This window comes from Halarcobacter sp. (genome assembly GCF_963675975.1).
GTDB lineage: Bacteria > Campylobacterota > Campylobacteria > Campylobacterales > Arcobacteraceae > Halarcobacter.
On record NZ_OY780939.1, the window covers coordinates 2,712,222 to 2,734,697 of the forward strand.

The following is a 22,476-nucleotide window of genomic DNA, read 5'->3' on the forward strand; positions in this document are numbered from 1 at the left end:
AATTATAAGAAGGACAAAAGAATGAGTTTAAAACAACAACTAAAAGATGATTTAAAACTTGCAATGAGAGAAAAGAATATTGTAAAAAGAGATTCAATTAGAGCAATAAATACTATGATTAAACAAATTGAAGTTGATGAAAGAAAAGAATTATCTGATCAAGATGTGATAAAACTTATTCAAAAGGGTATAAAACAAAGAGAAGAAGCTGTAATACAATACAAAGAGGCTTCAAGAGATGAATTAGTTCAAAAAGAGCAAGAACAAATTGATGTGTTTAAAGAATACCTACCAGCTCAAGCTAGTGATGAAGAATTAGAAGCTGGACTAAAAGAGATTATTGCAGCTGTAAATGCCCAAACTATGAAAGATATAGGTAAAGTTATGGGACAAGCAAGTAAGAAATTTGCTGGTGTTGCTGATGGAAAAAGAATCAATGAAATGACAAAAAAATTATTGGGATAAATAGGATTAAAAAATGGAATCCAAAGTTCAAAAAGTAGTAAAAGATACAATACTAAGCCTTCATGAAAAAGGTATTCCTGCAACTCCAAATGAATACCATAAAGAGTTTTGCAAATTTTCAAAAGTTCATAATCTAACAATCCAAGAGTGTGAACTTTTTAAAGAATTAGTAAGTAAACTAAGCAAAAATGAACAAATTGAGATAGAAAAAAAAGATATAACAACTTTTGAAGACTTGATACCAATCTTATTAAATAGAGTTTCAAAAGATAACTTAAGCTCTTTAGCTAAAATCTTTCAACAATCAATTGTTCCTTCAATCAGTATAGATATAAATGAAGAGAGAAATAAGTTTTCAATAAAAATTGGTGATTCTCCAGCTTTAATGTTTGAAGAAGATATTCAAAAAGAGATGCAAAACTATATAACTAAAAGATTTGAAGCAGATAAAAGAGTTGTAAAACAAAAAACTGCGGAAATAGCTAAAATGTTAACTCTTATGGGACAGTATTTTAATGATGCAATCCAAAGTAGTGGCAATGGCTCAGAAAATGTATCAAATATCAAATCAGAAATCCAATCAATGGATATGCAAACTCCTGACATAAAAACATTAACATCTCTTCAAACAAAACTTATAGATGCAGCAAAATCTATTGAAGATGAGATGAATAATGTAGGTGAAAAATTAACATCAGGGAAATCTGAAGTTGAAACTTTAGAACAGCAAGTTAAAAGGTTACAAGAAGAATTAGAAAAAACTAGAGAAGAGAGTATAAAAGATCATCTAACAGGACTTCTTACAAGAAGAGCTTATGATGAAGCAATTAAAAAGATTGAAAATACTTTTATACGCAACAATACTCAATATGCAATTGTATTTTTTGATATTGATCACTTTAAAAAGATAAATGATACTTATGGACACGAAGCAGGTGATGTTATTCTTTCTACATTTGCAAAAATTTTAGGGAAAAACACAAGAGATTTAGATGTGGTTTCAAGATATGGTGGAGAAGAGTTTGTTGCTGTAGTTCATTTTAATCTAAAAAGAGAATTATTAAAATATCTAAAAAGAATAAAATCAATAATACAAGCAAATAGTTTTGTATATAAAAATCAAAAAATTCATTTAACATTTTCTGCTGGGGTATCTATTAGAAATAATCACAGCAGCTACGATAGTACTATACAAAAAGCAGATATGTTGTTATATGAGGCAAAAGAAGCTGGAAGAAATAGAATAATCTTAGAAGATGGTACAGTTATTTAAAACCATTGCTCTAATACTACTTTTATTCTCTTGTTTAAATGCAAATAATTTAAATGAACAAGAGATTAAAAAACTAATTGGAAGAACAATCATAATAGGCTTTGAGGGCCAAACTTTAAATTCAAGCTTAAAAGAAAATATAGATAAATATAACTTAGGTGGTGTGATCTTATTTAATAAAGATTATAAAACTAAAAAGAAAAAAAATATACTAAATCCTAATCAATTAAAAAAACTAAATTCTAATATACAAAACTATTCAAAATATAAAATGTTTATATCTATTGACCAAGAGGGAGGGAAAGTTAGTAGATTAAATCCTAATAATGGTTTTTTTCTTACACCTAGTGCAAAAGATATCTCTTCTAAAGATATAAATCAAGCAAAAAAAGAATATCAAAAATTAGCATACAATTTAAAAAAGATGAAAATAAATCTAAATTTTGCTCCTGTTGTAGATTTAAATATAAACCCTAATAATAAAGTTATAGTGCAGTTAGAACGTTCTTATTCTAAAGATCCATCAGAAGTAGTTAAATATGCTTCAGTATTTATTGAAGAGCAAAATAGATATGGTATTGGCTCTGTAATCAAACATTTTCCAGGACATGGTTCATCAAATGCTGATTCACATAAAGGTTTTGTAGATATAACAAATACATGGAAAAAAAAGGAGTTAAACCCTTACAAACAATTGATAAAAGATAATAAGGTTGATTTTATTATGACAGCACATGTATTTAATAAAAAACTTGATAAAGAATATCCTGCAACACTATCTTATAAAATAAATACAAAAATTTTAAGAGAAAAATTAAAATTTAAAGGTGTAATTATAAGTGATGACTTGCAAATGAAAGCTATAAGTGAACATTATTCTTTAAGAGAAAGAATAAAATTATCTATAAATGCAGGTGTTAATATATTACTTTTTGGAAATCAATTAGATAAAAATGATTTAAAAACAATTGTTGATACAATTTATAATCTAATTGAACAAAAAGAGATAAAGTTATCTAAAATCATAGAATCAAATAAACTAATAAAAAATTTTACTGATAAGATACAATAGCTACAATAAGAGTTTGTAAGCCTAAAAGAATCCATATAATTTTACTTGTATTTCCATCAAAATATCTATTAAATTTATGCCAGAAATTCATAATAATACCTCTGAGAATAATTTTACAATCTTTTTTCGATAAAATCAAATAAATACATTATGTGGGTAAAACAATAAAAAACTTAGCTCCTTTATAGCTATTATTCTCAAACACAATATCATCATTTTTGACAATAATCTCACCATTGAAATGTTCATTTATAATTTTTGTACTCATATACAATCCTATTCCTGTACCTTGGCTTTTGTGTTTTGTTGTAAAATATGGATCAAAAATTTTATCTATAATTGACTCATTTATCCCACCAGCATTATCTTGAATAGTAATTATAATATCTTCATTGTCTTTATAAAATTTAACTTCAATAACTTTTTGTTTAATATTATTCTCCGACAAAATATCTTTTGAGTTGTTAAGTAGATTAATAAAAACCTGTGTTAATTCATTTTTAATTCCATCTATAAAAAAATCATCCTCAGTATCTTCAAGCTTCAAATTTATATAATTGTTCTTTAAAGAAGCACTTACAATATCAACAGCTTTTTGAAAACTCTCTTTAATACTAAAATTCTCTTTTCTTGGATTACTTTTCATAAAATTTCTAAAATCATCAATAGTATTACTTAAATATTTTGCATATTTAATAACACTATCAGCAGTATCACTTATATCATTTTCTTCAACAATATTTAATTCATTTTTTAGTTTTAAACTACTTAATTGAACTGTAATAGCATTTAGAGGCTGTCTCCATTGATGTGCAATATTATTAAGCATCTCTCCAATTACAGCCATTCTTGTTTGCTGTTTTATCAATTGGGCTTGTTCATTATTTTTTTCAAGTTGAGATTTTAATTTCTCAAAAAGTTTCTTTTCTTTTTTATTTGAAAGCTTTAAACTATCAATATTTTTTTCAATATTCTCAGCCATAAGATTAAATGAATTTTGTAATTCAAAAGTCTCTTTACTATCTCCCAAATCTATTCTTTGAGAGTAATCACCATGGGCTATAGCATCTGCTGTATGAGTTAATTTAACTAAGTTTTTAATTATCCATTTACTTACAGTTATAAGAAGAAAAGCTGAAAGTATTAATTCAACCATTGCTATTATTATACTTCTTATAATCATCTCTTCTTTTGCTTGTACATAAAACCTTGTGGATAATCCTAAATATGCCTTTCCAAGATTTTGAGATGATAAAGCAATAGGTATACTAGTATCAAACCTTTCATCTTCTAAAGATTCACTACTAAAAGGATTTTTTTCTGGACTGGGTAAATTTTTACAATCTTCCCATCCTACAGATGATATACAATTATTTCTACTATCTACAACTGCAAGATATTCAATAGTAGATATTTTTTTTGTTTCTTTAAGTATGGCATCAATTGTTGCATAATCCATTTGAACAATAGGTGCAACAAGGGCACTTTGTAAGAGAATTTTTTGTTCATCAAGTCTAATATGAGTCTGTACGGATAGATTATCTTCAAGTTGATCAACATTTTTAATCACCATTAAGGTAAGCATTAAACTTTCTATTAATAAACTTGCGATTACCCATTTATAGGATAAAGATATTCTCATCTTACTTGTATAACCTTTTCATAGTTTTTTCAACAATAGGTTTAAGAACATCTAGATCTTTCGACTCTATTTTTTTAAAACCTTCTAGCCTAGTCTTTTTTAAATGGTTTTGCCCTTCTTTTGATTTTGTAAATATATCTAGTGCCTTTTTCCATTCATTAAGAGTTATTCCATTTCTATCTTTTGCTAAATAAACTCTACTTGGTTTAGGTTCACTTTGATAAATTACATGAACTTTATCTTTCATCTTATTATCTAAAAGTTTTAGATAATTTGGTAAAGACATGATAATCATATCTGCATGATTATTTAGAAGAATGGCTATTGAACTATCAGTAGCACTGGTATAGGTATATTTTATTTTTTCATCCTCATTAAACCCTTGTTCATCTAACCATTTTTGCGCATCAAGTGTAGGGAAAGATACAGGATCTAAACCAATTACATGTAAAGGATATTTTTCTTTTTTTAATATATTTTTATCTTTTGACAATATTATTGTTGACAAGCCTTTTTTGTATGTCATTATTGGTTCGTAATCTCCCATTTTTTGAGCAAGTACTGCAAGATTTGGAGAAGTTAAAACTAAATCATAAAAAGTACCCGTATTTGAACGTTTTGAAAACTCGCTAAAATTTTTTGCAGTTACAATTCTAACTGGCCTATCAAAATGTTTTTCAAGAAACAATCTTAAGTCTTGATGCGATTCAAGAATAACTCTTGTAGAAGAATGGGGAGCGATTCCTATAGTTATATCATTTTCTTGAGCATTTATAAATGTATATAAAGTAAAAAATACTAATAATATTGTTTTCAAATTCATAATATTAAACCCTTCTTATAAATTTTAATTAATTATATCTATAATAAGGTTATTTTTAATTAAAATAATATAAGATATATTTTATTTTCTTACTATAAAATTTATTAGTTAAATAAATAATTTTTTATTAATAAGTAAATGCTATAATATAATTATAATTCTATATAATCTTCTTATCAATATCCAAGGATTCAAATGTTTAAAAATATCCCTTTTAGGTTTACTGTACTATCTCTATTTATATTTCTTTCTATAATAATTATTATATTTATGATTTATATTCAAACAGTTTTCATAAAAGATTTTTCTTTAGATATTACAAAAGACAATTTTGTTCTTTCTTCTTCTGAAGTAAAAAATAATTTAAAAGTCTTAAACAAAAAAAATGATTTTTTTATAGATGCAATTAGCATCTCTTTTGAGGATTTAAACTCTTTTGAGCAAATTATTGAAAATAAAAAACAATATCTCGATGTTTTAACAAAAATTTTAGAAAAAAATAAAAATTTATATTCAACCTACTTTGCTTTTAATGATAATAGTTTTTTTGAAATAATAAATCTAGATATTGACAAATCACTTAGAAAAAAATATTCCTTATCTCTAAAATCACGTTGGTTACTAATCTATATAGATGGAAAAGAAAAAGAGATTAGAAAAATACTTAGTTATGATGAAAATTTAGTAAAAATCGATGAATCAGAGAGTGAAAATACATATTTAGCTACAAGTAGACCTTGGTTTAAAAAAGCTTCTAATAAAGAAGGTCAACTAATAAAAAGTCTTCCTTATTCTTTTAAAAATATTAATTCTATAGGAATGACTTATGCAAAGAAATATAACGATGATGTAATCTTTGCACTTGATGTGTTATTAAAAGATTTAAACCAATCTATTGATAAATTGAACTCTTTAAATACTATGGATAGTTTTATTTTTTCTAAAACAAATGAATTGATTACAACAACTACAACAAATAAAGAATTGATATCTAAAATAACTAAACTTATAAAAGAAAACTCTATAAACACTAAATCTATTTATACAATAAATTCAAAAGATTATATTATAAACTACTCAAAACTAGATGATGATATATATAACCATTTAGTTTCGATTGTTTCTTTAGATGAAGTTATGAAAGAGTATTCTAAATATTTTGATTTAATGATTATTTTTACAGTTATACTATTTTTAGTTTTACTTCCAATCATTTGGTATTTTGCATCAATAATTGTTGAGCCAGTTTTAAAATTAATTGAAGAGAGTAAAAAGGTAAAAAATAGAAAATATTCAGATTTGAAAAAAGTAAATAGTAGAGTATTTGAAATCCAAGAATTATCTAACTCTTTGTTAAATATGAGTGAATCAATCTATGAATACCAACATAAACTAGAATTAAAAGTAAAAGAAAGAACAAAAGAATTAAAAGAAAAAAATAAAGAATTACGAAAACTTTCAGTTACTGATAAATTAACTAATATATACAATAGAATAAAACTTGATGAAGAGATAGAGATTCAAATAGATAGAGCCAAAAGATATGATGAAAACTTTGGGGTAATAATGATTGATGTGGATTATTTTAAACAAGTTAATGATACATATGGACATCAAGTAGGAGATACAACACTAATTGAAATTGCAAAGATTTTAAAAAACAATATAAGAAAAAGTGACATTGTTGGAAGATGGGGAGGAGAAGAGTTTTTAATTATTATAAATTATATAAATATTGATGATATTAAAGCTTTAGCAAATAGTATTAGAATAAAAATAGAAGAACACACTTTTCCAGTAATTGATAAGAAAACAGCAAGCTTTGGAGTTTCAACATATCAAAAAGATGATAGTATAAAAACATTACTTCATAGAGCAGATGAAGCTTTATATGAAGCAAAAGAAAAAGGTAGAAACTGTGTAGTTATAAATTAGAATAAATTTTACTTTATTCTAATTTTTATCTTTTAGCTTTTCAGTTACTTCACCTGATATTAGAGTAATATTTTTATCTTGTAAAGATTTAATATCTTCCTCTAAATTAACAGATGTAGCTATTAATTCAATATTCAATGAGTTTTTTATCATATTTAATGCATATAAATTTTCACTCTCTAGTATTTCTTTGTTAACTTTGATATATTTAGGTTTAATAAGTTTTAAATAGTTGTAGTCTTGACTGATTCCTAAAAAATTGAAAATAGCAAGGTCAAACTTATAATCTTTAAGTAAATTAACAAATACAATACAATTAAAATAGTTTTTAAAAAAAGATTCCTCTTCTAATTCAAATATAATATTTTTAAAGTTATTTGTGGAACTGAACATTTTATTTAGTTTCTCAAATGGCATATTTTCAATGAACCTATTAGGAATTTGAATTGTTACTATTTCATCTGACAATTTTAAATCTAAAACTTTTTTTATAATCTTTAAATAAACTTCTTCTAATAAATCAAGTTCAATAACTAAAGCGATAAATTCTCCATAAGCGTAGTTTTTATCTTCTGTTTTAATTTCAAAACTAATAGTATTATATATTGTCTTATTTGTATTTAACTCAACTATTTTTCTAAATAAAAGATTGAAACTATCATTTTTATTTGCAAAATTTATAATTTGCCTAAAATCTTTTTTAGATGTTGAAATATCTTTTTCATTTAAATAATATTCTTTATTTGTATTATTTATCTTTGAGTTTAGTATTGTAAAGTCAATTTTACTTAAAAACTTACTATTTGTATCTAGATTATTATATGAACAAATGCCAATAGAAAACTTTATATCACTTTCATTATAGTTTTTTTTCATAATTTCTGATAAATTTATAGATAACTCTTCAGCCCATTTAATTACTCTATCTTTATTTTCTCTAGGTAAAACAATAATAAATTCTCCTGCTTTTGTTCTTGCACTAAAACTTGAGTTATTATTCATCGTAATTTGATTTAAAAAATTCGTTACACACTTAATTACTTCATCTACACTTTCATAGCCAATTTTTTTATTTAATAAATCAATTTTGTTTAATACTACGGTGATAATAAATCCACTATTATTTGTACTATTTTCATCTAAATATTCACTTATTTTAAATATAAAATAATTTCTATTATATAGTTTAGTTAGTTGATCTATATATAGTAATTCTTTATTTCTTTTTAAAATTTCATTTGCTTGGTGAAACATATTTTGTATTTTTTCAATCATTTTATTTATACTGATAGTTAATGATTTAAACTCTAAAGTAAAAGGTATTTTTTCTTGAAAAATAAAATTATTATTCATAGCACAATCACTTTGTTCTTTAATCATAATTAATGGTTTTAAAATTGTTTTAAAGAAAAAAGAAATTATTAATAACACAAAAATAAATATTGCAACTAAAGTAAAAGATAAACTTACAAATATTTTATATAATTGCAAATAAAGTGTATCTCTATTTGCATAAACTTCAAGTGTACCAAGTATTGACCAGCCCTGAGATACTGTTGATGAAGAGAAAATTTCATCTATACTAACAAAATTTAAAAACCATGTCGGCACATTATCATCAGTATCTTCTTTTTTTATTCTTTTATATACAATCTTTTCTTCTAGATTTTTAAATAAAATTTTTTCATAATTTCCATTATCAAAACTTGCATTTAAAACTGTTTTTATTGTACTCTCATCAAATTTAGCATTTGTTATAGAAAGACTAATATTAGATACACTATTTTGAACATTTTCATATAGTGATTTTTGTGCAGAGTCTTTTATTTGATTAAAACTTATTGTTAAAATTAGAACAAAAAGTAATATGAATATAACTGATAGTAAAATTGAAATTTGCCTAAATAGACTCATATTTTATTCTCCCTAAAATTTTTCATTAATGTATCCCATTTTTTATGAGCAGATGTTTTCTTACCATTTTTTAATATATTTGGATTGAAGTTATAAATTGGTGTCAAATCAGTTCTTTTTGATGCTTTGAATATTTTTTTATTTACACTATCTAAAATTAGAGGTTCAGAATTAGGTGTTTTAAAATAAGAAAGTACCATATGTGCTTCTTTTGAACCTTTTAATCTAACATAAGATAAAAACATCTTTTTAGAAGACACACCTAAATGTTTTAACACAAGATATTTTGCAATAACATAATCCTCACAATCACCTTTATCCCGTGCTAAGAACTCATAAGGACTTGCCCAATAATCACTTACTCCATAAATATCTTTATCATCACCATAGGGTACATAGTTGAAGAAATCATTTACTATCTCTAACTTTTTCTCTTCGCTCTTTTTTGACGCTCTTTTTATAGTTCGCTCTAATGCTACAAATCTATTTTTTGCAAAACGCTTGTATTTTTTCTCTACTTTTTGTATAAGAGAGGAACTACTAAAACTAGCAGAAGAATACGATAAAGCTAAAAATAGGATAATAATAAATATTTTCATTCAACTATTGTATCCAAATTATTAATTCAAACTTTATAAAAAACCTAGAATATACTAGGTTTTTTAACTCGTTATACCATCTGAAATATCAGTTTGAACTTTTACTTTTACAGAAGAATCATCTGAATTTATATAAATATCATATCCTGCTTCTACTGTACTAGTTGTCCAATTACCTTTTAATTGAACTTCATCTTCATTTGTTCCTGATATTTTTAGCTCATTACTACTATCTGTCATATTTAACACATCTTCTAAGGATAAATTTAGTAAATCATTTGCACCAGCTGCACTTAAATCAATCTCATTTAAATTTTTTGCACTAGTAATATCATCGATTTTATCAAAGTCTAAACTCATTCCTTCTTCAAGTTTAAATGTACCTGAAACCTCTGAAAGATTTAATTCAAAAGAACTAGACACTTGATTTGAAATAACTTCTGGAGTAAATGAATTTCCATTTTTGTCTATTTCTTGTGTCCACACATTTACATTTACATTATTAACTGACTCATCATGAGAAAGTTGAATATTATTAATCTCATCAAATGTAATACCTTCAATTGTCCAACTAGTACCATTCCAACTTGTATTTGAACTTAAATCTGTACCATTTTCAAGTCTAAATTGTGCTGATTCATTTAAACCGATTAATTCTAAACTCATAGTTTCACTGCCATCTACATCCTGCATATTAGCGTTTAGATTTAAATCTACCCAAGAAAATGCCTCTCCAAAGGTCATTGTTGGATCTATTGTTATATCATCAGCAACTGCATCAATTTTTCCTGTTACATTTACTTCCAATGCTTCTGATGTAGCTAGATTTTCTTCACTTACAGTAAATTTAGCCTTAAAATCAAATTCGCCAGACCAATTTTCTGGAGCATTAACATATATTTCAGGTAAATTACCATCACTTGAAGCTGGAATTAACCATTTATTTCTTGAGACATCATTATCTCCACTAATATTTGGTGTTAAATCAAAAGCTGTCCCAGTTGTAGTTCCTATATTTGTAGCCATTACTAAAGAACCATTATCAATATACCAAACTGTAAAGTTATTTGGTACTTCATCTAAAATAATATTCCCTAATGTTTCTGAGCCATCCTCAAATGTACCAGCTGTTATTTCAAGTTTTACTGGATTTGCTAAACCTTCTTGAGAAACATCTTCAGTTCCAACAGCTGTAACAACTTGTGCATTCAACTCTACATCTATTACAGGAGTTACACTAATAGTTTTAATTTCAGATGAATCAAGAGTAACACTACTTCCTGTTTCTATATTTTTAACACTTACCTCAAAGTTAACATTACCATCCCTATTAGATGCAGGAGTATATACTAAACCACTAATTGGAGTATCAACTACAAAATTATCTGCAACATCTATAGGTGTAACTGTAAATGTACCATCATTATTATCAACAATATTGTACTTTCCTGAAGTATCAGTTAATGTTCCTTTTAGGCCTCCACCAGTTGAAACATCTACCCAAGTTTCAGTTATTTTTATAGTCATACTATTTCCAACAAGCTCTGTTTTACTTCCATCATTTGGATTTGATAAAGTAATAGTTAAAGGAGTTGTATCATCTTCATCAATATTATTTGCAGAAATATCTATAGTCATTTTATCTGTTACAGGAATAATATTTTCTACATAATTAAGTATTTCTGTTCCTTCTCTAAAAGTTCCTCCATCATAAGTAGAAATAGTTGCAGTAAAAGTCATTTGCCCATCTTTATCTCCACCAGTATTCATATCATTTGGTGGAGTTACTATCACATTTGATAAGGCTGCTTCAATATCAGCTTCATTACCATTTCCAGCTACAACATAGAAAGTTTCCCCATTTTGTTCATAAGAATAGCTATAACCAGAAACAACTGCACCTGTTGGAAAACCAGAAATTGTAACTGCATAACCACCTGAATTAGATGTACCACCACTATTTATTACATCTATTGACTTTCCTAAATTATAAATAACATCATTTGTACCATCATTATTGTCTTCATAAATAATTGCTGAGATTGCACTTAAATCAAATAATGGAGGTGTTCCTGGTTCTGTTCCCGGAGTGTAATTTTTTTCTATTGTTATAGTCTGTGATGCACTTTTTACTTCAGCATTAATATCTTGAGTATATGTTGTAATTGTAATATCTCTATTTTCAAAGTTTGCACCTTGATTTACTATAAACTTAATACTCTCAAGTGCACCGTCTAAATCTAAGGAATTATCAGTTGGATTAGAAATAACCCAGATACCATTATGCTGACTTCCACTATATCCATAATATGTCGCACCTTCAATTGAAACACCCATAGGAACACCTGAAATAACAATCTCTTGGACAGTTTCACTACTATCTTGATCAGCACTTGATGTTGTTACTGTAACAGTAAATTCAGAATTTTCTTGATTAACTGTTACTGTTGAACCTGAAATACTTACATCTCCTGAGTTTGGATTAATACTATCAACAACTAAACTAGGTGCATCTGTAACCGCTTGTACATTTACTGTATGTGTATGGGTAAAGTCTTTTGTATCTGTTTTAATTCCATTAGTATCTGTAACTGTATAAGTAACTGTTAAATCAAAATTATCAGAACTATCTGCATCATGTGTTGTAGTATTTTTAGTATAAATACCATTTTCCCATTGTGCTTGTGTTAAAATATAATAGTCTGTGCCACTTATATCTGTTGTAGTAAGTTCTGTAGCCATATTTGAATCAGCATACAATTTAAATCCAAGAGGTAAATCACTAGCTAAAATTTTAACTGCATCTATTGTTTCAACACCATTTCCATCATTATCTGTTAAATTTGGAGTAATATTTATCTTATTTGATCCTCCGTCTACATCTTCATAAATTGTTGAAGATGTTGAAACAGATAAATCATCAGCAATTGGATCTACAAAGAAGTTTACAGTTTGAGTATTATGTGTTTTACTATCACCCTCTCCTGCTTTTTCCGTAGTAACATAAGTTAAATCAAAACTTGCATCTCCACTAAAGTTTTCTGGAAGATTTATTTTGATTTTCCCGTCCTTTATATCACTTGCTTTTACAACATATTGATCATTTTCTATATAATATGGACTTCCAGAATCTATAATAAAGCCTGCTGTTAATTCAATTTTAACTGTAAGTTCTTCTGTACTATCTAAAGCATCAAGAGCAGTTGAATCTAAATAAATATCTTTTAAATTAAGTTGTGAATCCTCTGATATACTTATATCTGAATTTAATGTAGTTCCAACTGGTGCATCAGCAATATTTTTTACAACAACATCTATATCTTTCGTCTGCCATGCACTTGTATTACCCAGACCATCTTGTGTTTGAACATCAACTTTTAAGGTAAAGTCTGCATCATCATTATATACTGGGATAATAACTAATGGTGTATCATTATCAAAATTATTTATTGTAATTTCATTACTCGATATAGGTTGTTCTACACCTCCATAATAAATTTTTGCATCAGTTGGAATATCAGCAATTTTTACATTAAAGCTTTCACTTCCATCTTCATCATCAGAACTTACTTTAATATTTAAAGGAATTGCATTAGCTATGTCATCTATTGTATCGCTTGGACTATCTGAACTATTTCCATTAGACCTACCTGCATCTTCAAATCCTACTGACTGTTCTACTTTGATAGTTGCTAGATTTGGAGTAGGTGTTACTGTAACTTCAAAATTAACACTATCACTCTCTTCTATTCCAGCTATATCAGTACTATCTACACCTTTATCTATTGATGATAATGTAATAGTTCCACTCACTTTCCCACTCCAGTAGTCAGGAAATTTCATACTGAAGTCTGGATCAGCTACTTTATTGTCATTTTTATCAAATGTTAAAGTATACTCATCATTAACATCTTTGTATACTTTTACATCAGTTTTATTACCAATAGTAATATAGATAAAGTCAGGAAGAGATTTTCCATCTTGTTCTGTTAAGCTAATAGTATAACTTCTCTCCTCTGAGCCATCTAAATCAAAAATAGAATCTGTATTACCTACATTTGATGTTCCACTTGTTGCAGTTAATAATGCTTTTAAATCTAAAGAAGTCTCAGATACTGTACCACTTTGAGGATTAGAATTATTTTCTACAATATCATTAAATACTATAGTTTTTGTTACAGTATCTACGGAATCAACTTGAGAGTTAGTTGTTCCATCCCAGTTCAATGTAAAAGTATCAGTAACTGGATTAATTTTAACAGTCATACTTTCTGTTGTTTCATTTTCAACTTGACTTCCATAAGTATTTGTGTCTAAAGGTTTATCACTATCATCTACTTCATAAGATGTTACACTTATATTGATATCAATATCTGTATCATTATCTTCTGCATGTTGAATTTGTAATCCCTCATACTCTGTTTTTGTAAGATATAAAACATTAGTACCACTTGGATTTGATGCTGTAATATCTCCATGATGGTAAGTATAATCTATATCTGTTCCGCCTGATGTTTGAACCATCACAATTTTTAACTCTTGATTAGTTGAATTAATTGTTGCTAAATTGGTTCCATCTGCTTTAAATACATTTGCACCTGTTACACTATTTCCATTTGTAAATGTTAGAGTTATCTCTCCGTTTCTTTCTGGATTGTCTCCTGTATTATTACTATTTTGATCTGTGCTACCTGTTTGTTCTACCCCATCATCTATAGATGTATAATCTTTATCACTATCTTTTGATAAAGTTGGAGCTTTTAAATCTAAAGGAATTTTATTACCACCTTCAGCATTATTACCTGTTTTAGAATCAGTATAAGTTGAAGCATCTTCATACGATAGTACATCTGATACAGGAATTGAAGGAGCATCTGCAACAGGTTTAACATCAATATTAACTCTACCTGCTGCTGTATCTCCATCAAAATCACTCACTGCATATTCAAACCAAGGTTTTGCACTATAATTACTATAATCTGCATTTGGAGTAAAAGTTACCGTACCATCACCATTATTTGTTAATGTTCCAATCTCTATATTACTATCATTTGGATCAGTTACTCTTATTGTCTGAGTATCAGTAGTATTTAGTGTTGTATAAGTTGTACCATCGCCATTTACTCTAACTTGAATTTCACCATCTTTAAAGTTTTCAGGAGAGATTACAATATCTAAAGAGTTATCTTCATTAACTTCAACATTTCTTGTTTCATTATAAGGTAAAGAGTCATTTACTTTTACTTTAAATTTTACTGTATCACTTGTTTGCCCTTGATCTGTAATCTTAAAACCAAATTCAAATGTTAAATCATCATCATTTATAGAGTTTGATGAATCTCCTGCAATAGGATGGTCAATATTTTTATATTGAGTATATGTATAACTATCTTTTGTAGTTGTACCATTACTAATATCACTATTTTTATTTAAAACTATTTCAAATACTTTATCTGAATCTGCCACTACACCATTACCTACATCAGAACCTACATATCCAATAATTTTGTTACCTATAGTTTGATAATTAACTGTTTGTCCACCAGCTTTTAAATTTCCTAATCCATAATCTGTAGTACTAGTGAAATCTCCTTGATAAACTTTTGTTGTATTTTCATCAAAAGATAAAGTATAGTTGTTATCAGGATTATTTGGTTTTTGAATACCTAAAGATTCAGTTGCTTCTATTTTTGTATTTGGATTAGTTACAACAAAATCATCTTCATCAACTTGTGCATTCGTTGGATTGCCAAGAATTACACCATCTAAAATATTTCCTGTTACACTATCTTGTGTATCTATTCCTAAAATATCATAAGGATTACCAGAAGATTGAATAAAATCAGTGATAGTTAATATATAACTTTCATCATTATCACTAATAAAATCATCAATGGTACTATTTGTAATAGTAATGCTATTGGTAGTATTACTAAACTCAACTGTTACTGTACCATTTTGTGTATGAGATGTACTATAATCAGCATTTTCAGTTTCATCGCTACTATATGTTAAAGTTACAGTAAGTTTTTCACCAGTTGGAATATTTACATCTATAGAATTACCATTTTTATCTACAAGTTGAAGAGTATGAGTAAGATCATTTCCTTCAATTTGTTCATCATTATGTATTATCTTCACATAAACACTATCTTCAATTGTTGATGTAACCATTTTATTAGCATCATCTACAATAGGTGTTTCATAAGAAGTTCCTTGTGGATTAGAAATTGTTACAGTAAAGTTTTCATTCACTTCTCCACTAGTGTCAATATTTGTTTTTACACTAAATATTTCACCTATATTAGCATCAGTTTTTGTATTAACATAATCATATCCAACTGTAGCGTCACTATCAGAAGTATCACTTGTAATTCCATAGGTTAAATCAACTTTTCCATCTTGAATTGATAGTGGTTTACCTTCACTATCGATAGCAACTGGAATATAATATAAATTTCCACCTTCAGAAGTAATATTTGTATTTGTAATTATAAGTTTTCCATCTGCATCTGTAATATCTTCTATTGTTGTTGTTTCTGATGGTACTGCTACAAGTACAATTTTTACAGAATCAGTATCAGATTCTGTATTAGGAGTAGTATTATCATAAATTGTCGTATCAACATCTTTATAATTACCATCTTTATCTCCTATCTTAATATTTTCAAACTCACTTGTATTTTCAACATCAGTAATTTCTAAATTATATACCTCTGCATTGTCTTTGTATATATCATCGATTGTATCAACTGTAAATGTATTTGATGAACTATCTACAGGAATTGTTACAGTAACAGTATCACTTTCTTTATATTCAGTATCTCCATCTTCAGTTGTATCATTAGTAAAAGTTACTGTAACATCTGTTTCTTTTGTTACAACAACAGGATTACCATCTTTATCTACAAGTTTTACTGTATAATCTGTAGTAGTATCACCCTCTTTAACACTTGATGGTCCTTCAATAATAACATATATAGTATCATCTTGGTCATATGAACCATTTGTCGGTTCATCAGGTTCTGTACTTGTATCCAGTTCATCTATTTTTGAAGGATTATCAGTAATAGTTGTAGTTACACTAGAATTACTTATAGTTGTTCTACCATATTGACTATCTTCTGCTGCTACAAAATTTGTAATTTTTACAGTAAGAACTTCTCCGTTATCTGATAAATAATCATCAAGTGCATCTATTGATACTACAGTACCTAAAGTGATAGATGTAATTTTATCTTGTGGTTTATAATCATTTGTACCTTCCAATGCATCCACTTCTGTGTTTCTTGTAGCTGTACCATCTGAAAAAGTAAAATCAACTGTTCCCTCTTGAATATCAAGCTTAGAATTATCATTAAAAACAGTAGTATTTGGTTTAAAAGCAAGTGCTACATAGTAAGCATTGCCACCTTCTGGAGCACTATTTACTTCAATATAATTTCCATTTGTATCTTTAAGTGGATTACCATTTTCATCAGCTGCAACAATTTTTATTATTGTTCTTGGAATAACTGGCTGTTCTGGTTCTTCTGGCTCAGGCTCAGGCTCTGGTGTTGGTTCTTCTGGTTCTTCTGGTTCTTCTGGTTCTTCTGGTTCTTCTGGTTCTTCTGGTTCTTCTGGTTCTTCTGGTTCTTCTGGCTCAGGCTCTGGTGTTGGTTCTTCTGGCTCTTCTGGTTCTGGCTCTGGTGTTGGCTCTTCTGGTTCTTCCGGCTCTTCTGGCTCAGGTTCAGGTGTTGGCTCTTCTGGCTCTGGAACATAAGTAGGTGGTGGTGTTGGAGTAGTAGGCTCTTCTGGAGTAACTTCATCTTCTCTTAATTCTGAAGATGGTCTATCTGGAGTAGATGGAGTTGTAGGAGTCGTAGATGTTGTTTGATCAAATGGATTTGACGGATCATCATTTGTTTCAAAACTTAATCTCTCTTCTGATTCATTTTTAAACATCTCTCTATCAATAAAAATTTGTGTTCTTGCTCTAAATGTAGCATCTCTTAAATCACTAGCAACATTTGTTGCATCTCCATCTCTTGCTTGGAATTGTGCCTCTCCTGTTGTTTCATCTTCTGCATCTTCTTCACCTTCTGATGTTTTTTCTTCTGTAACATCCTCATCTGCATTTACATTATCTTGATTTTCTCCATCAGCATTTTCAATTTCTGTTTTTAATGTTTCATCTTTAAACTCAGCATCTCTTAAATCACTTACAACATTTTCTTGAGCATTGTATTCTTCTGGATTTAAATTTAATCCCTCTCTTGTAAAATATAATTCTTCTGTACCAAATGCAGTTTCAATTAAAGAAGCATCAATTAACTGTTTTTGACCTTCACTTAATACTATTACATCATTTCCTGATAATTCAATTTCTATTTTTGAAGAAGTTGAGTTTGAAGAATCACCATAAACAGTGTCATTCTCAAAAACTGTATCTCCAACTTTTAATACTTTTATATTTCCATTTTCATCTTTTACATGAAAAACTCCATCGGATAAACTTTTTATAATACCAGCTTTCGTTGCCACAACAATTCCTTTTTATGAGATTATTTATTATCTTAATATATTAGTTATTTTCATTTTTTTTGTATATCACCCAAGGGGGTGATATTTTTGTTTTTTATCAATTTGTAAATAAAGAAGCAAAAGATAATCTATCCTTTACATCAAGTTTTTCATATATATGTTTTATATGTGTCTTTACTGTATTTATTGAAATATTAAGCTCTTGACTTATTTTATTATTTGTATATCCTTCTTTTAAAAGAACAGCAATTTGTGTTTCTTTTGTAGTTAAAATATCAAATAAAGATTTTGTTTTTTCACTATCATTATTTTTTTGGGAATTAATCATTTCACTCATTAGTTTTGTAGAAATATCAGGTAATAACCAAATATAATTATTTTGAAGAGCTTCAACACATGAATTTAGATATGAACTAGTCATTAAAGTATTTCCATAGGCTTTTACACCTTTATTTAAAAACTTTTTTGCAGATAAAAGATTTGGTGTATTATCTAAAACCATTATGTCATTTTGATTTTCAATAATATTTTGAAACTTATCTTCGGATAAACTTTTAATTATAGAAGTATTTATTATAATAATACTATCACTTACACGGTTTAGGTCTTTTAAATTATCAATCATAAGTGTGGTTTCATTTATCAATTTTGACCATCTGCCAATTAATAATAAATCATCGCTAAATAAAAATATTGACTTCATTTTATCTTTCCGTAAAGGTATATTGCTTTGTTTTAAGTATTGGTTTTAAGATATAATCTAAGATTGTCTTTTTTCCTGTAATAATATCTACATCAGCTACCATTCCAGGAATTATTTTCATTTTCTTAGCATCTTTGCCTATATAATTTTTTTCTGTCTTTATTCTCACTAGATAGTATGTTTTATCATCTTTTTCAGTAATAGTATCAGGTGATATATTTATTACTTGACCATCTAATCCACCATAAATAGAAAAATCATAAGCAGAAAACTTTACAACAGCTTTTTGACCTTGATATATAAAGGCAATATCTGAAGGCAAAATTTTAACTTCAATAATTAGATTATAATCTGTTGGAACAATTTCAATTAAATCTTGTGCAGGTTTAATTGCTCCTCCAATAGTATTCACATGTAAAGCTTGTACAATACCATTTAAAGGTGATTTAATTATTGCCCTTGATACTTGATCAATTGAAGCAACTGTATTTGCTTCTAAATCTTTTAAAGAGGTAGTTATTTCATTTAATTTTTCTTGGGTTTTTACTTTATGTATTTCACTAGCTTCTTCTATTTTTTTCTCAATTTCTACTATTTCTGACTTTATCTTATTTACAGAATATATTACACTTTGTAGTTTTTGTTTTGAGTCACTAAATTCTCTTTGTAATTTTAAAAAATCTACTTCTGCCCTAATCCCTTTTTTTACCATAGGTTCAGTCATTTTCACTTCTTTTTCAATAGCTTCTACTGAAAACTTTTGGTGTTTTATTCTTTGTCTTGCATCTTTTAATTCACTCTGTTTTTGTTTTAATTGTTCTTTTAGTATTTGTATTTTTGAGTTTAATTGTTTCATATTACTTAAATATAACTCTTTTTCATTTTCTAAAAATACATTTAAATTATCATTATCTGTAGTTTCATACTCAAACATCTCATTTGACAATTCTGCTTCTAGTCTTTTTATTTGTGCTTTTAAGTATAAAATTTTTATTTTATTTGAGCTTAAACTAGATGAAGATTTTTCATTACTGATTTTTAATAAAACTTGATCTTTTTTTACAAAATCCCCCTCTTTTATTAAAATCTCTGAAACAACTCCACCCTCAAGATTTTGAAGAATTTGATTTTGTCCACTAGGAACTACTTTCCCTTGTCCTCTTGCTATCTCATCAATTTGAGCAAAAGATGCCCAAATTATAAAAAATAGTATAGTAACAGTAAAAGCAACTAAAACCCAATGAAGTTTTTGAGGTCTATTATGTATTAGTGCAGAGCTTAGACTTTGCATATATTCAAGGTCATGTTTATTTAAATCTTTTTTTATTTTGGGAATATTATCATTAAAAAAAGCTTCTTTAATCTCTTTAAAACTAGCCATTAATTACCCCTAGTTTTTTTATAACATCCTCTTTTTTACCATCTAAAACTTTTTTACCATGATTCATAACAATTATTCTTGATGTCAAATCAAGCATATTCATTTTTTGTGTAACAAGGATTAAAGTTCTATGTTCAGTACTCTTTTTTAGATTATTTAAGACTTTATTTTCTGTTGATTGATCCATGGCATTTGTAGGCTCATCAAAAAGATAAATATCTGATTCTGATATTAGTGCTCTTGCAATTCCTACACTTTGTCTTTGACCTCCAGAAAGTCCTAATCCTCTTTCTCCAATTTGCATATCGTATCCCATAGGATGTAATTTAACAAAATCATCTGTAGTACTGATTTTTGAACACTCTAATAGCCATTCATCATCAATAAATCGGTAAGAGCCTAAAATATTATTTTTTATTGTTCCTCTAAATAAATTTATATCTTGAGGTACATATGCCATACTTTTTCTTATATCCACTGGATCAATCTGTGAGATATCAATTCCATCAATTAAAATAGAACCACTTTCAGGTTCATATAGTTTTAAAATAAGTTTTGCAATTGTACTTTTACCAGAACCAATTTTTCCTATAAAAGCAACTTTCTCTCCTTCTTTTATAGTAAAACTAACATCATCTAGTGCATAATTTTGAGAATCTGGATATCTAAAACTTACATTCTTGAATTCTATATTTCCTTTTAATGATGGTCTTTTCACAAACTCTTTTGCAAGGGGCCGTTCTAAAGGTTTATTTACTATATCATCTAACATTTTGTATGAAGTTTTTGCATCTTCATAGTTTGAGATTAAAGCTGCAATTTGTCCCATAGGTGCAATTGCCCTACCAGATAAAATCATAGTTGCGATTAGTCCACCCATAGTTAATTCAAAATTTTGGATTTGATAAACACCAATTACAATAATTAATACTGTATTTAATCCTGTTAAAAGTCCAGTAATAGTTGGGATAGAAGAGGATAATATTCTAGATTTTAAACTTTTATTTGCTATTTCACCAGTTGATTCTTCCCAATCATATTGAATACTACTACTTAAGCCTTGCACTTTTATTGTTTCAATATTATGTAAAGATTCTACTAAAATACCATTTTTCTTTGCACTTGCTTCATAGGTACTTTCAATACTTTTTTGAAGAGGTTTTTTTATAATTAAAGCATATAAAACTATTAAAACAATAATTACAATTGGGACTAATACCAATACACCTGCTAAATAAAATATAACTGCTAAAAAAAGTAAAGAAAAAGGAAAGTCTATTAATACACTTAAGGTAGCGTTTGTTAAAAAAGATCTAATACTATCAAAACTTTTTAGATTATTAGAAAAAGAACCTACAGAACTTGGATGCTCTTTTAATTTTAAGTCCAATACTTTTTCAAAAATTATTGAAGACATAATAATATCACTTTTTTTACCAGCTATTTCTAAAAAATATGAACGCAAAAACTTTAATGAGGAATCTATTAAAAAAACAAAAATAATTCCTATAGTAAAGACAAGCAAAGTTTCTTGGGCATTATTTGGGATAACCCTGTCATAAACATTCATAGTAAAAAGTGGTGTTGCTAAAACAAAAAGATTTATTAAAATTGAAGCTAAAATACAATCAAAATATATTTTTTTTGAAAAACCTAAAGTGTTCCAAAACCAGTGTTTATGATTTTTTAGATCCAATGTTTTATTTTTATTATCATCATATTCAAAAACTTTTTTAAGCATAAAAGCAAAGCCTAAATACTCTTTCTCAAGATCTTCAACTTCTACAATCTCCTCTAAAGGTTCTTCACCAGGAAAAATAATCTTTGCTTTTTTTCTATCTTCTCCAATAAACTTTTGTAAAATACAAGAGTTATTATTTGATAAAACAAGAATCATTGGTAATTGTAACTGTAATATTTCTGAAATAGGTTTTTCTATTAATATACTTTTTAATCCTGCACGAGATGCAGCTCTTGAAAATAATGATTTCGAACTATTTTTTGGAGACAATAAGGGTTCTGTCAGATTTGCATCTAAAGGCAAACCTGACATTAAAGATTGTGCAGAATAAGGTTTATAGAACAATCTTGTATATAATACTAAGGACTCTAATAAAGAGTCTTTTTTATAAGAATGATGTAACAA

General features: G+C 27.3%; 12 protein-coding genes. 4 read left to right on the forward strand and 8 right to left on the reverse strand.

Going from position 1 to position 22,476, the window contains the following annotated elements:
• Nucleotides 1–21 precede the first annotated feature (21 nt).
• From ACKU3H_RS13455 to ACKU3H_RS13465, 3 genes are read left to right on the forward strand one after another with little or no spacing between them, the layout of a single operon-like run.
• Nucleotides 22–465 carry a GatB/YqeY domain-containing protein gene (locus tag ACKU3H_RS13455; RefSeq protein WP_320034385.1) on the forward strand — a complete coding sequence of 148 codons (444 nt, stop codon included), beginning with the start codon at nucleotides 22–24 and terminating at the stop codon, nucleotides 463–465.
• 13 nt (nucleotides 466–478) lie between these two features.
• Nucleotides 479–1,738: a diguanylate cyclase gene (locus ACKU3H_RS13460; protein WP_320034386.1), complete on the forward strand. Its 1,260-nt coding sequence runs from the start codon at nucleotides 479–481 to the stop codon at nucleotides 1,736–1,738.
• Nucleotides 1,722–2,810, forward strand: a complete 1,089-nt coding sequence (locus ACKU3H_RS13465; RefSeq protein ID WP_320034387.1) for a glycoside hydrolase family 3 N-terminal domain-containing protein — start codon at nucleotides 1,722–1,724, stop codon at nucleotides 2,808–2,810. Before ACKU3H_RS13460 ends, ACKU3H_RS13465 begins: the two co-directional genes overlap by 17 nt.
• A 148-nt stretch (nucleotides 2,811–2,958) precedes the next feature.
• On the opposite strand, the gene ACKU3H_RS13470 is transcribed toward ACKU3H_RS13465, so the two are convergent.
• Together ACKU3H_RS13470 and ACKU3H_RS13475 are read right to left on the reverse strand one after the other, a co-directional pair.
• On the reverse strand, nucleotides 2,959–4,452 hold the full coding sequence (locus ACKU3H_RS13470; RefSeq protein ID WP_320034388.1) for a HAMP domain-containing sensor histidine kinase: 1,494 nt from the start codon (nucleotides 4,450–4,452) through the stop codon (nucleotides 2,959–2,961).
• 1 nt (nucleotide 4,453) lies between these two features.
• A complete protein-coding gene (locus tag ACKU3H_RS13475; protein ID WP_320034389.1) occupies nucleotides 4,454–5,275 on the reverse strand; it encodes a PhnD/SsuA/transferrin family substrate-binding protein in 822 nt (273 codons plus the stop codon).
• Nucleotides 5,276–5,470: 195 nt separating this feature from the next.
• Between ACKU3H_RS13475 and ACKU3H_RS13480 the strand changes: the two genes are divergently transcribed.
• Nucleotides 5,471–7,210 (forward strand): diguanylate cyclase, encoded by a 1,740-nt coding sequence (locus ACKU3H_RS13480; RefSeq protein ID WP_320034390.1) that lies wholly within the window; start codon nucleotides 5,471–5,473, stop codon nucleotides 7,208–7,210.
• A gap of 18 nt (nucleotides 7,211–7,228) precedes the next feature.
• Here the strand turns inward: ACKU3H_RS13480 and ACKU3H_RS13485 are convergent, their stop codons facing one another.
• The 6 genes from ACKU3H_RS13485 to ACKU3H_RS13510 all read right to left on the reverse strand — a co-directional run bounded on the left by ACKU3H_RS13485 (nucleotide 7,229) and on the right by ACKU3H_RS13510 (nucleotide 22,476).
• Nucleotides 7,229–9,124: a LapD/MoxY N-terminal periplasmic domain-containing protein gene (locus tag ACKU3H_RS13485; protein ID WP_320034391.1), complete on the reverse strand. Its 1,896-nt coding sequence runs from the start codon at nucleotides 9,122–9,124 to the stop codon at nucleotides 7,229–7,231.
• Nucleotides 9,121–9,723: a transglutaminase-like cysteine peptidase gene (locus ACKU3H_RS13490; RefSeq protein WP_320034392.1), complete on the reverse strand. Its 603-nt coding sequence runs from the start codon at nucleotides 9,721–9,723 to the stop codon at nucleotides 9,121–9,123. The genes ACKU3H_RS13485 and ACKU3H_RS13490 overlap by 4 nt, the downstream gene beginning before the upstream one ends.
• Before the next feature lie 63 nt (nucleotides 9,724–9,786).
• Entirely contained in the window at nucleotides 9,787–18,246 is an 8,460-nt protein-coding gene (locus ACKU3H_RS13495; protein WP_320034393.1) for a cadherin-like domain-containing protein, read from the reverse strand.
• 97 nt (nucleotides 18,247–18,343) lie between these two features.
• Nucleotides 18,344–18,949: a response regulator transcription factor gene (locus ACKU3H_RS13500; RefSeq protein WP_320034394.1), complete on the reverse strand. Its 606-nt coding sequence runs from the start codon at nucleotides 18,947–18,949 to the stop codon at nucleotides 18,344–18,346.
• Nucleotide 18,950: 1 nt separating this feature from the next.
• Nucleotides 18,951–20,330, reverse strand: a complete 1,380-nt coding sequence (locus tag ACKU3H_RS13505) for an HlyD family type I secretion periplasmic adaptor subunit (protein ID WP_320034395.1) — start codon at nucleotides 20,328–20,330, stop codon at nucleotides 18,951–18,953.
• Entirely contained in the window at nucleotides 20,323–22,476 is a 2,154-nt protein-coding gene (locus ACKU3H_RS13510; RefSeq protein WP_320034396.1) for a type I secretion system permease/ATPase, read from the reverse strand. The genes ACKU3H_RS13505 and ACKU3H_RS13510 overlap by 8 nt, the downstream gene beginning before the upstream one ends.

Bases quoted from the DNA above. Each gene is read 5' to 3' on its own strand.
- ACKU3H_RS13505 (WP_320034395.1), bottom strand. From the start codon at position 20,330: ATGGCTAGTTTTAAAGAGATTAAAGAAGCTTTTTTTAATGATAATATT.
- ACKU3H_RS13465 (WP_320034387.1), top strand. From the start codon at position 1,722: ATGGTACAGTTATTTAAAACCATTGCTCTAATACTACTTTTATTCTCT.
- ACKU3H_RS13470 (WP_320034388.1), bottom strand. From the start codon at position 4,452: ATGAGAATATCTTTATCCTATAAATGGGTAATCGCAAGTTTATTAATA.
- ACKU3H_RS13460 (WP_320034386.1), top strand. From the start codon at position 479: ATGGAATCCAAAGTTCAAAAAGTAGTAAAAGATACAATACTAAGCCTT.
- ACKU3H_RS13475 (WP_320034389.1), bottom strand. From the start codon at position 5,275: ATGAATTTGAAAACAATATTATTAGTATTTTTTACTTTATATACATTT.
- ACKU3H_RS13490 (WP_320034392.1), bottom strand. From the start codon at position 9,723: ATGAAAATATTTATTATTATCCTATTTTTAGCTTTATCGTATTCTTCT.
- ACKU3H_RS13500 (WP_320034394.1), bottom strand. From the start codon at position 18,949: ATGAAGTCAATATTTTTATTTAGCGATGATTTATTATTAATTGGCAGA.
- ACKU3H_RS13480 (WP_320034390.1), top strand. From the start codon at position 5,471: ATGTTTAAAAATATCCCTTTTAGGTTTACTGTACTATCTCTATTTATA.
- ACKU3H_RS13485 (WP_320034391.1), bottom strand. From the start codon at position 9,124: ATGAGTCTATTTAGGCAAATTTCAATTTTACTATCAGTTATATTCATA.
- ACKU3H_RS13455 (WP_320034385.1), top strand. From the start codon at position 22: ATGAGTTTAAAACAACAACTAAAAGATGATTTAAAACTTGCAATGAGA.